Annotated in this window: 7 protein-coding genes and 5 pseudogenes; 7 read left to right on the forward strand and 5 right to left on the reverse strand. The window is 69.6% G+C overall.

All coding sequences use genetic code 11. From position 1 onward, the window contains the following. Together nadE and CSW58_RS04600 are read left to right on the forward strand one after the other, a co-directional pair. Window positions 1-716, forward strand: a pseudogene (gene nadE, locus CSW58_RS04595) (NAD(+) synthase); the annotation flags it as partial. A gap of 103 nt (window positions 717-819) precedes the next feature. Continuing rightward, complete coding sequence (locus CSW58_RS04600) at window positions 820-2,133, forward strand: mannose-1-phosphate guanylyltransferase/mannose-6-phosphate isomerase (protein WP_099446488.1); 1,314 nt, start codon at window positions 820-822, stop codon at window positions 2,131-2,133. Here the strand turns inward: CSW58_RS04600 and CSW58_RS04605 are convergent. Beyond that, window positions 2,130-3,299, reverse strand: a complete 1,170-nt coding sequence (locus CSW58_RS04605) for an AGE family epimerase/isomerase (protein WP_099446489.1) — start codon at window positions 3,297-3,299, stop codon at window positions 2,130-2,132. The two genes, CSW58_RS04600 and CSW58_RS04605, sit on opposite strands and share 4 nt — an antisense overlap. 95 nt (window positions 3,300-3,394) lie before the next feature. Here CSW58_RS04605 and CSW58_RS04610 point away from each other — a divergent pair, with 95 nt between their 5' ends. From CSW58_RS04610 to CSW58_RS04620, 3 genes and pseudogenes are all read left to right on the forward strand, one after another. Beyond that, a complete protein-coding gene (locus tag CSW58_RS04610; RefSeq protein WP_099446490.1) occupies window positions 3,395-3,943 on the forward strand; it encodes an HAD-IIIA family hydrolase in 549 nt (182 codons plus the stop codon). Between the two features lie 70 nt (window positions 3,944-4,013). Next, a pseudogene (gene fsa / locus CSW58_RS04615) lies at window positions 4,014-4,666 on the forward strand (fructose-6-phosphate aldolase). Between the two features lie 117 nt (window positions 4,667-4,783). After that, window positions 4,784-4,999: a hypothetical protein gene (locus tag CSW58_RS04620; protein WP_099446491.1), complete on the forward strand. Its 216-nt coding sequence runs from the start codon at window positions 4,784-4,786 to the stop codon at window positions 4,997-4,999. 18 nt (window positions 5,000-5,017) lie between these two features. Here the strand turns inward: CSW58_RS04620 and CSW58_RS16050 are convergent, their stop codons facing one another. The 3 genes and pseudogenes from CSW58_RS16050 to CSW58_RS16060 form a co-directional block, all read right to left on the reverse strand. Next, window positions 5,018-5,365: a hypothetical protein gene (locus CSW58_RS16050; protein ID WP_369825073.1), complete on the reverse strand. Its 348-nt coding sequence runs from the start codon at window positions 5,363-5,365 to the stop codon at window positions 5,018-5,020. 122 nt (window positions 5,366-5,487) lie between these two features. Continuing rightward, window positions 5,488-5,544 (reverse strand): annotated as a pseudogene (locus CSW58_RS16055) (hypothetical protein); the annotation flags it as partial. A gap of 143 nt (window positions 5,545-5,687) precedes the next feature. Continuing rightward, window positions 5,688-6,155: pseudogene (locus CSW58_RS16060) on the reverse strand (hypothetical protein); the annotation flags it as partial. On the opposite strand from CSW58_RS16060, the pseudogene CSW58_RS04630 reads away from it, so the two are divergent. Then, window positions 6,139-7,291: pseudogene (locus CSW58_RS04630) on the forward strand (DegT/DnrJ/EryC1/StrS family aminotransferase). The pseudogenes CSW58_RS16060 and CSW58_RS04630 sit on opposite strands and share 17 nt — an antisense overlap. A 243-nt stretch (window positions 7,292-7,534) precedes the next feature. Next, entirely contained in the window at window positions 7,535-8,734 is a 1,200-nt protein-coding gene (locus CSW58_RS04635) for a multidrug effflux MFS transporter (protein WP_099446492.1), read from the forward strand. Between the two features lie 3 nt (window positions 8,735-8,737). On the opposite strand, the gene CSW58_RS04640 is transcribed toward CSW58_RS04635, so the two are convergent. Continuing rightward, a partial coding sequence (locus tag CSW58_RS04640) for an ATP-binding protein (RefSeq protein WP_099446493.1) occupies window positions 8,738-10,217 on the reverse strand: 1,480 nt, incomplete at its 5' end.

Raw genomic sequence — 10,217 nt, forward strand, 5'->3', positions numbered from 1 at the left:
GACCTCGACCATCCCTATTCGCGGGGCGAGCCGGTCTATGACGTGACGTTCGAGAACGTCCAGGCCGGGCTGCGCACCGATTATCTGTTCCGTCTGGCCAACCATAACGGCGCGCTGGTCGTCGGCACCGGCGACCTGTCGGAACTGGCCCTGGGCTGGTGCACCTACGGCGTCGGCGACCAGATGAGCCACTACAATCCCAATTCCGGCGTCGCCAAGACCCTGATCCAGCACCTGATCCGCTTCGTGGCCGCCTCGGGCGACGTCGACGCGGACACCGCGGCCCTGCTGGAGGACATCCTGGCCACCGAGATCTCGCCGGAGTTGGTGCCGGGCGAACAGGGCCAGGCCACCGAAAGCTTCGTGGGTCCCTACGCCTGCAGGACTTCAACCTCTACTACCTGACCCGCTACGGCATGGCGCCCTCGAAGATCGCCTACCTGGCCTGGAGCGCCTGGCGCGATGAAGCGGCCGGGGCCTGGCCGGTCGGCACCCCCGACAGCGCCCGCCGCGCCTATGACCTCACCGAGATCAAGCATTGGCTGGAGCTGTTCCTGCGCCGGTTCTTCGCCAACCAGTTCAAGCGCTCGGCCATGCCCAACGGACCGAAGATCTCGTCGGGCGGGGCCCTGTCGCCGCGCGGCGACTGGCGGATGCCGTCCGACGCCACGGCCGATATCTGGCTGGCCGAACTGCGCGCCGGCACGCCGGCCTGATGGCCTGGCGCAACTCTTGGACGAGTGTTGCGACGCCGGCGGCGCGGCATGCTAGGCAGGCCGCCGAGACCAAGCGCTCGAGCGCGTCGCGGGGAATGAAGTCTTGAGCGCAATCTATCCCGTTATCCTGTGCGGCGGCGCGGGCACGCGGCTGTGGCCCGCCTCGCGACCCGACCGGCCCAAGCAGTTCCTCAAGCTGCTGGGCGGCCATTCCAGCTTCCAGGAAACCCTGCTGCGGGTCCGCGACCTGGCGGAGGGCCACGAGACCCTGGTGGTCACCGGCGCGGGCATGGCCGACTTCGTGCGACGCCAGGCCGCCGAGATCGACGTGCCGGTCATCGTGCTGATCGAGCCCGAGGCCCGCGATTCCGCCCCGGCCATCGCGGCGGCGGCGGCCTATGTCCAGGGTCGGGATCCGCAAGGCGTGGCCCTGATGCTGGCCGCCGACCATCATGTCGGCGAGCCGGACCTGTTCCGCGCGGCGGCCCGGGTGGCGGCCACGGCGGCCGAACAGGGCCTGATCGTCACCTTCGGCGTGCGCCCCACCGGCCCGGCGACCGGCTTTGGCTATATCCGCCCGGGCGCCGCCGTGGGCGCGGTGTTCCGCGTCGCGGCCTTCGTCGAAAAGCCCGATCTCGACACCGCCCGCCGCTATGTCGAGGAAGGCTATCTCTGGAACAGCGGCAATTTCGCCTTCCTGGCCTCGACCCTGATGGCCGAGTTCGAGCGATTCGAGCCCAGCATCGCCGAAGGCGCGCGCGCCGCCCTGGCCGAGGCGGTGGTGACGCCCGGCGAGATCCGCCTCGACGCCGCCGGCTTTTCGCGAGCCGCCAAGATCTCGCTCGACTATGCGGTCATGGAGCGCACCGACAAGGCCGTCGTGGTCCCCGCCACCTTCAGCTGGTCTGACCTCGGGGCCTGGGACGCCATCTGGGACGCCTCGGTCCGCGACGGCGACGACAACGCCCTGCAGGGCGACGTGGTCCTGCTCGACAGCAACAATGTGCTGATCCACTCCACCGGCCCGTTCGTCGGGGCGATCGGCGTGTCGGACCTGGTGATCGTCGCCGAGCCCGACGCCGTCCTGGTGTGCCGCCGCGACAACGCCCAGGCCGTCAAGACCCTGGTCGACGGCCTCAAGGCCCGGGGCAGCGACCTGGTCAAGCGCCATGTCCGCTCGCTGAGCGGCGGGGTCGAACGTCAGATCCTGACCACCAGCGACGCCGCCACGGTCGCCCTGTGGCGCCTCGAGGCCGGGGCCCACGCCACGCTCCCGGCCGGAACCGTCCAGCTTCTGCAGGGCCAAGTGTCCGGCGCGGGCCTGAGCCTGGCGACCGGCGATCAAAGCCAGCTGGCGGCCGAGACCCAGATCACCGCCGTCGTCGCCGCCACCGTGCTGATCACCACCTGGCTCTAGGCTTCACGCGCCTCTCGGGCCTGGACCGCGCGGTCCAGCTCCAGGATCGCCAGAACGATGTGGTAGAAGGAACTGGCCGGCGCCGGCTCGTCGACGAAGCGGCCATCGGCCTGCAGCTTGTCGCGCCATAGGCCCGCAACCGGCGTGTCCAGATAGAGCGCCAGGCCCTCGGCCCCCGCCGCCGCCGTCGCCCACCAGCGGTCGTCGCCGGTGACCTCGGCGGCCAGGAGGCCGGCCTTGATCCGCTCGGTCTGGGCCCAGAGGCGGGCGACGTCGTCATGGACGCTCATGTCGTCGAGCAGGGCGAAGATCGTCACGCCGCGCGCCGGATCGGTTCCCGGCCCGTCGCCGATCGCCAGCAGGCGCAGGGCCGCGTCGATCGCGTCCTGGCGGCCGCTCAGCCGCCCCCAGCGCAACAGCAGCCAGGCCCATTCGAACTGGTGTCCCGGTTCGAGGATGCGGCCGGTGACGCCCGCGACCGGAACCCAGTCGCCGTCATAATATTCCCGCACCCCGCCGCTGACCGGGTCGACAAAGCGGGTCAGGGCCAGGTTAGCGATCTCGTCGGCCAAGGCGCGCCATTCGGCGTCGCCGCCTGCCTCGACCCAGGCCAGGCAGGCCTCCAGCAGGTGCATGTGCGGATTGGCCAGCAGGGGCAGGCTGCGGGGATCGCTTTCCTCGAAGCCCGCGACCGGGTGCTTCAGCCGCGCGACGAGGGCCGCGCGCAGATCGGTCGCCAGAACCACCACGTCGCGGCGCTCGGGCATGACCCGGCTGACCTCGGCCAGGGCGAACAGGCCGAACGCCTGGTCATAGAGGTCGACCCGGTCGTCCAGGGGCGCGCCATCGGCCGAGACCAGGGTGCGAATGAAGCCGTCCGGCCGCCAATAGCGGGCGACATAGTAGTCCAGGCCATGCTCGACGGCCTGACGCCACGGACCGGTCCAGCCCAGTTCACCGGCGACGGCGAAGGCGTAGATCTGCCGCGGCTGGACCCGCGCCCGGCGCGGCGCCTCGACCGGCGCGCCGCTCATATCGATCTTCTCGAAGAATCCACCGCGCGCATGGTCGGCCCCGACGGTCCACCACAGGGGATAGGCGTCGTCGAGCAGCCAGAGCTTGAGCCGGTCGCGCAGGCGTTTGGCGTCGGCGAAGGCGTCGGTCATGGTCCACTCCAGCAGCCCGACCCTTCTAGCCAAGCCGCGGCCCCCGACCAAGGGCGTCGCTTGTCCAGAAGCGTCCTGCTCGCTAAGTGCGAGGCATGACCGACGCTCTTTCGCTGCAAGCCGTGTTCCTGGATCGGGACGGCGTGCTCAATATCGACCACGGCTATGTGCATGATCCGGCCGCCCTGGACTGGATCGACGGGGCCCGCGAGGCCGTGGCCGCCTTCACCCAGGCGGGCCTGAAGGTGATCGTGGTCACCAACCAGTCAGGCGTCGGACGCGGCTATTTCGACGATGCGGCGGTGGATCGCTTCCACGGCGTCATGAACGCCCAGCTCGGCGAGGTCGGCGGCCGGATCGACGCCTTCTATCACTGCCCGTTCTGCGAGGAGGCGAGCGTGGAACGCTACCGCCATCCCGACCATCCCGACCGCAAGCCCAACCCCGGCATGGTGCTGCGCGGCCTGGCCGACTGGAACCTGGACCCGGCCGCCTGCGTGCTGATCGGCGACAAGGATCGCGACGTCGAGGCGGCGCGGCGAGCCGGGGTCGAGGGCCTGTTGTTCCCGGGCGGCGACCTGCTGGCCTTCGCGCGCGCGCGGCTCGGCGACCGCATCGCCACCCTGGTCACGGACGGCGATTGACCCCGCTGCTGGCGCCTGAGGGCCGCCCGCGATAGAACGGGCCAACCTCACCCCAGACCCGCGCAGGCCCATGCAAATCTTCCTCGACAGCACCGACACCAAGATCATCGCCGACCTGGCCGCCACCGGCCTGGTCGACGGCGTGACCACCAACCCGACCCTGATCGCCAAGTCGGGCCGCCGATGCTGGAAGTGATCGCCGAGATCTGCGACCTGGTGCCTGGCCCGATCAGCGCCGAGGTGGCCGCCACCACCGCCGACGCCATGATCGCCGAGGGCCAGAAGCTGGCCGCCATCGCCCCCAATGTGGTGGTCAAGATCCCCCTGACCCGCGACGGCCTGATCGCCTGCGCCGCCTTCGCCAGCGAGGGCATCTCGACCAATGTCACCCTGTGCTTCTCGGCCCCCCAGGCCCTGCTGGCCGCCAAGGCCGGCGCGACCTTCGTCTCGCCGTTCATCGGCCGCCTGGATGACTATGGTTTCGACGGCATGGACCTGATCCGCGACATCCGCACGATCTATGACAATTTCGGCTACGAGACCGAGATCCTCGCCGCCTCGGTGCGCAATGTCGCCCACGTCAAGGACGCCGCGATCATCGGAGCCGACGTGGTCACCATCCCGCCGGCGGTGTTCGTCGACCTGTTCAAGCATCCCCTGACCGACAAGGGCCTGGAGCAGTTCCTGAAGGATTGGGCCGGCACCGGCCAGTCGATCCTCTAGGCATCAGCAAGCCTGCGCGGCCCGGTTGATCCGGGGTCGTTGCATTTTGCAGTCGCGAGCCTGTTTCGCATTTGCGAGTTCGCGCGTTAGGGTGATCCGACCCATGAGGGAAGATCGATGCCCGCATCCGATTTTGTCACCGACATCTGCATCGCCTCGGCCGACGAGGCCGCGCGCTTCTCGCGGTTCGTGCAGGGATTCCTCAGCGCCAACGGCTTTCCGTTCGTGATGATCCACAATCTGCTGGAGACCACGGGCGAAGGCCGCCGGGTGGTGTTCGAGGATCCCGGCGTCGGCGCCAAGTTCGCCAGCGAATGGGGCGAGCTGGCCTAGGGCCTCTACGCCAGGACGTCAGTCCGCCTGCGGCGGCGGTTGCGTCTCCGCCGACTTCGGCTTGCGGTCCCGCTTCGCGCTCTTTCGCCGCAGGAAGTCCAGCGGGCGATCGCCCGGCAGGGCCGGAGACGGATCAGGCGCCTTGGACGGGCGCGGCGGCGGCAGGGTCCGGGTCGGGTCGTCCGACAGCAGATGGGCCGCCAGGATCAGGTCTGACTTCACCGCCGCGAAATCCTCCCGGGCCGTCCAGGCGCGGATCGCGGCCTGGGCGAAGGCTTCCGACAGGTCGGTGACCTCGACCTGCACCGGCGGGTCCTTGCGCACGCGCGGATCGCTTTCGGCCCGCTCGCGCATCTTCTGCAGCACGGCACCAGGTCGGTCTTCAGCGGCACCTTGAACAGCACGTCGGCCCGCCGGGTGCGGTGGGTCGAGTAGTTGAGGATGACGTCGCCGAACACCTTGCTGTTGGGGGGATCATCACCTTGACGTTGTCGGCCGGTGGCGATCTCGGTGAACAGCAGGTCCAGCGACTTGACCGTGCCCACCCGGGTGGCGGTCTCGATGGTGTCGCCGACCCGATAGGGCCGAACAGCAGGATCATCACCCCGGCCGCCACGTTCGACAGCGCGCCCTGCAGGGCCAGGCCGATGGCCAGGGACGCCGCCCCCAGCACCGCCAGGATCGAGGTGGTCTTGACCCCCAGCTGCTGCAGCACCGCCACCAGGCCGATGGCGACGATCGCATAGCGCACCAGCGACGAGCCGAAGCTCTGCAGGGTGGTGTCGGGGCTGTTGCGATGCACCCGTCCCAGGGCCCGGCGGACGCTGCCCGACACCCAGCGGGCGATCCAGAAGGTCGCCACCAGGGTCAGCAGGGCCAAGACCAGGTTCAGGGCCAGACCGCCGGCCCAGTCGAACAGGCGTGACAGCAGGGCGGCGTCGGCGCGCGCCGCCGGCAGGGCGGCGAGATCGGGAAGCTTGAACGGGGAGGCCAGCAGCATGACCCGCAAATGTCGTCTACGCACCGCCGGGTCAATGCCGGTCGGCGCCGCGGCCGGCGATTGTTGGCGAAGCGGGCGCAACAGTCGGTTACAGGGTTTGTCTCGAAACCGACGCCCCTCGCCACTACAAGGCCGCCCCATGAGCATGGCATTCATCGACCTCGCCGCGCAGCAGCGCCGGATTCGCGACAAGATCGACGCGGCGATCGCCCGCGTCCTCGACAGCGGCGCCTATGTGATGGGCCCCGAGGTCCGCACCTTCGAGAGCCAGCTGGCCGCGTTCGGCCAGGCCAAGCTGGCCCTGTCCTGCGCCAATGGCACCGACGCCATCGCCCTGCCGCTGATGGCCTGGAACATCGGGCCGGGCGACGCGGTGTTCTGCCCCTCCTTCGGCCACGCCGGAAGTCGTGCCGTGGGTCGGCGCCACCCCGGTGTTCGTCGACGTCCTGGCCGAGACCTTCAACCTCGACCCGGCCAAGCTGGAGGCGGCCATCGCCGCCGTGAAGGCCGAGGGCAAGCTGACCCCCCGGGTGGTGATCGCGGTCGACCTGTTCGGCCAGCCCGCCGACTATCCGGCCATCAAGGCGATCTGCGACCGCGAAGGCCTGAAACTGATCGCCGACAGCGCCCAGGGCTTCGGCTGCACCCTCAACGGCCATCATCCGCTGCACTGGGCCGACGTGGCCACCACCAGCTTCTTCCCGGCCAAGCCCCTGGGCTGCTACGGCGACGGCGGGGCGGTGCTGACCAATGACCCGGTGCTGTGGGACCTGATGGACAGCTACCGCGTGCACGGCAAGGCCGTGGCCCCGGACCTGGTCGGCCGCACCTTCGACCACGACACCAAGTACCTCAACACCCGCATCGGCATGAACTCGCGGCTGGACACCATCCAGGCGGCGATCCTGATCGAGAAGCTGGCCATCTTCGAGGACGAGATCGACCTGCGTCAGGTCGTGGCCGCCCGCTATGCCGAGGGCCTGAAGGGCGCGGTCCTGTCGACGCCGGACGTCATCGCCGGCGGTGTCTCGGTCTGGGCCCAGTATGTGATCGAGCACCAGAACCGCGACGGCCTGGCCGCCCACCTGAAGACCCAGGGCGTGCCGACGGCGGTCTACTATCCGGTGCCCATGCACATCCAGGCCCCCTACGCCGCCTTCCCGCGCGGGGCCGGCGGCCTGCCGGTCACCGAGGCCAAGGCCGAGACGGTGCTGGCCCTGCCGATGCATCCCTATCTGGGCGAGGCCGACCAGCAGACGATCATCGACGCGATCCGGTCGTTCAACGGCTAGAGCCTGTCCCGTTTTCATGGTTCCATGAAAACGGGATAAACAGGCTCTAGAAGCAAACAATTAGAGCCCTTTTCAACGCTTTAGATGATCCCACCTAAAGCTAAAGGGCTCTAGGACGAGGCGGGCGGCGGTTGGCGGCGAGGCGGCCATCGCCTATACCGCCCTCAGTTCGTCTCGCGTCCGTCGGCGCCCGGGCGTCCGGCGAAAGTCTCCATGTCAGCGATCTCCAATCCCCATCCCGGCATGGGCTTCAAGGCGTTCGTCGCCCTGATAGCGGCGATGATGGCCACCAACGCCCTGGCCATCGACTCGATGCTGCCGGCCCTGCCCCAGATCGGCCAGGCCCTGGGCGTGGCCGATCACAATCAGCGCCAGTGGATCATCACCGCCTATCTGCTGGGCTTCGGGGTGGCGCAGCTGGCCTATGGCTCGCTGGCCGATCGCTTCGGCCGCAAGCCGGTGCTGCTGGTCGGGCTGTCGCTCTATGTGCTGTTCGCCGGCCTGTGCGCGCTCTCGACCTCGTTCGAGATGCTGCTGGTCGCCCGGGCCCTGTGCGGCGTCGGCGCGGCGGCCACCCGGGTGCTGTCGGTGTCGATCGTTCGCGACTGCTATAGCGGCCGGCAGATGGCGCGGGTGATGTCGCTGTCGTTCATCGTCTTCCTGGCCGTGCCGATCATCGCGCCCTCGATCGGCCAGGCCATCGTCCTGGTCGCGCCCTGGCCGTGGATCTTTGGCGTGCTGGCGATCTTCGGCCTGGCGGTGATCGCCTGGGCGGCCCTGAAACTGCCCGAAACCCTGCACCCGGAAGACCGCGTCCCCCTGACCCCAGGTCCGGTGCTGGCCGCCTTCAGGGAGGCCCTGACCAACCGGGTCGCCATCGGCTACACGATCGCCTCGACCCTGGTGCTGGGCGGCCTGTTCGGCTTCATCAACTCGGCCCAGCAGGTGTTTGTCGACGTGCTGGGGGCGGGCAAGCTGTTCACCCTGCTGTTCGCCGCCATCGCCGGCGGCATCGCCGTGGCCTCGCTGGTCAATTCCCAGATCGTCGGCCGGCTGGGCATGCGGCGCGTCTCGCACGTGGCCCTGTGCGGCTATATCGCCTTCGCCGGGGTCCACGCCCTGATCGCCCTGAGCGGCCATGAAAGCCTGTGGGTCTTCGTCGGCATGCAGGCGGGAATGATGTTCTGTTTCGGCCTGACCATGTCCAATTTCGGGGCCCTGGCCATGGAGCCGCTCGGCCATCTGGCCGGCACCGCCGCCTCGGTCCAGGGCTTCATCACCACGATCGGCGGAGCGCTGTTCGGGTTCTGGATCGGCCAGCTGTTCGACGGCACGGTCGTGCCCCTGACCCTGGGCTTTACCGGCTTTGGCGTGGCGGGCCTGATCGCCGTGCTGGTCACCGAGAAGGGCCGGCTGTTCCACGCCGGGTCGTCCGCCGCCTGACCTCTAGGCGACGGCGCGGTCCAGGGCGTCATACAGCGCGCGGATGTCCAGCGGCTTGGCCACCCAGTCGGTCATGCCGGCGTCGCGGCAGGCCTGGACCTCCTCGGCCGCCACCCCGGCGCTGAATCCGATCACCGGCGTGTCGCGATTGAGCCCCGCGCCCGCCCGCAGGCGCCGGGTCGCCTCGCAACCGTCCAGGCCGGGCATGTTGACGTCCATCAGCACGATGTCGAAACGCTCGGCCTCCAGGCGGCGCAGGGCCGCGACGCCGTCGGTGGCCGTCGACAGGGCTACGCCCAGGGGCTCCAGCACCAGGGCCAGGGTGCGGCGATTGACCTCGTGATCGTCGACCGCGAGAATTTTCAGGGTCGAGAGCGCCGGACCCGCCCCGTCGAGGGCCGGGGCGCTGGCGCGGGCCGCCTCCTGGCCGACCGCGAAGCTCAAGGCCAGGCGGAAGGTCGCGCCGCCCGACAGACCGGGCCGGGCCTCCAGCTCGCCGCCCATCAGCCGGGCCAGCTGGCGGCTGACCGCCAGACCCAGCCCCGTGCCGCCATAGGTGCGGGCCGTCTCCTGCGAGGCCTGGGCATAGGGGGTGAACAGCCGGGCCATGGTGTCTTCGGAGATGCCCGGCCCCTGGTCCTCCACCTCGATGACCACCCGCAGCCGCTGATCGTCGGCGGCCGCCACCTCAACCCTCAGTTCGATCACCCCCTGCTCGGTGAACTTCACCGCGTTGGACAGCAGGTTGTTGAGGATCTGACGCAGGCGGAACGGATCGCCCGACACCCAGACCGCGGACTGGTCGAGGGGCGGTTCGCGCAGGCTCAAGCCCTTGGCCTGGGCCTGGGCGGTCCAGAAGCGGGTGGCGTCGCGCACCGCGCCCAGCAGGTCGAAGTCGCGGGTTTCAAGATTCATCGCCCGGGCCTCGATCTTGGCCTGGTCGAGCAGGTCGGTGAGCAGGCCGGTCATCAGGTGGCCGGCGTCGACGATCAGCTCGGCCGTGGCGGCGACCTGGGTCGGGTGCGAGCCCCGGCGGATCAGGTGGGCGCCGGCCAGGATCGCCGACAGGGGCGTGCGCAGCTCGTGGCTGACGATGGCGGCCATGGCCGCGCGATCGGCGACGGCGTCCTCGGCCTGGATGCGGCGCAGGTCGGCGTCCTCGCGCGCCGCGATCGTCGCCTTGCGGGCCAGGTGCAGCCGCCGCCAGGTGCCATGCACCGCCACCATGAAGAAGATCACCGAGACCGTCAGGATGGCCACCTGGCCGCGCGAGGTTTGCCACCACCAGATCGGCATGGTGGCCAGGCTGACGGCGTAGGGGGTGGCGCCCAGATAGAACAGCGCCCGGCTATCGACCCCGGAGGCGACATTGTTCAACGCCCCGCCGGCCAGGACCATCAGGGCCAGGGCCATCAGGGGCGGCTGGCCGCTGCGCCAGAACAGGGTCACCGCGCCGGCATGGACGACGGCCATGGCGACCATG

This window comes from Caulobacter sp. B11, from assembly GCF_002737765.1.
Taxonomy (GTDB): Bacteria; Pseudomonadota; Alphaproteobacteria; order Caulobacterales; family Caulobacteraceae; genus Caulobacter.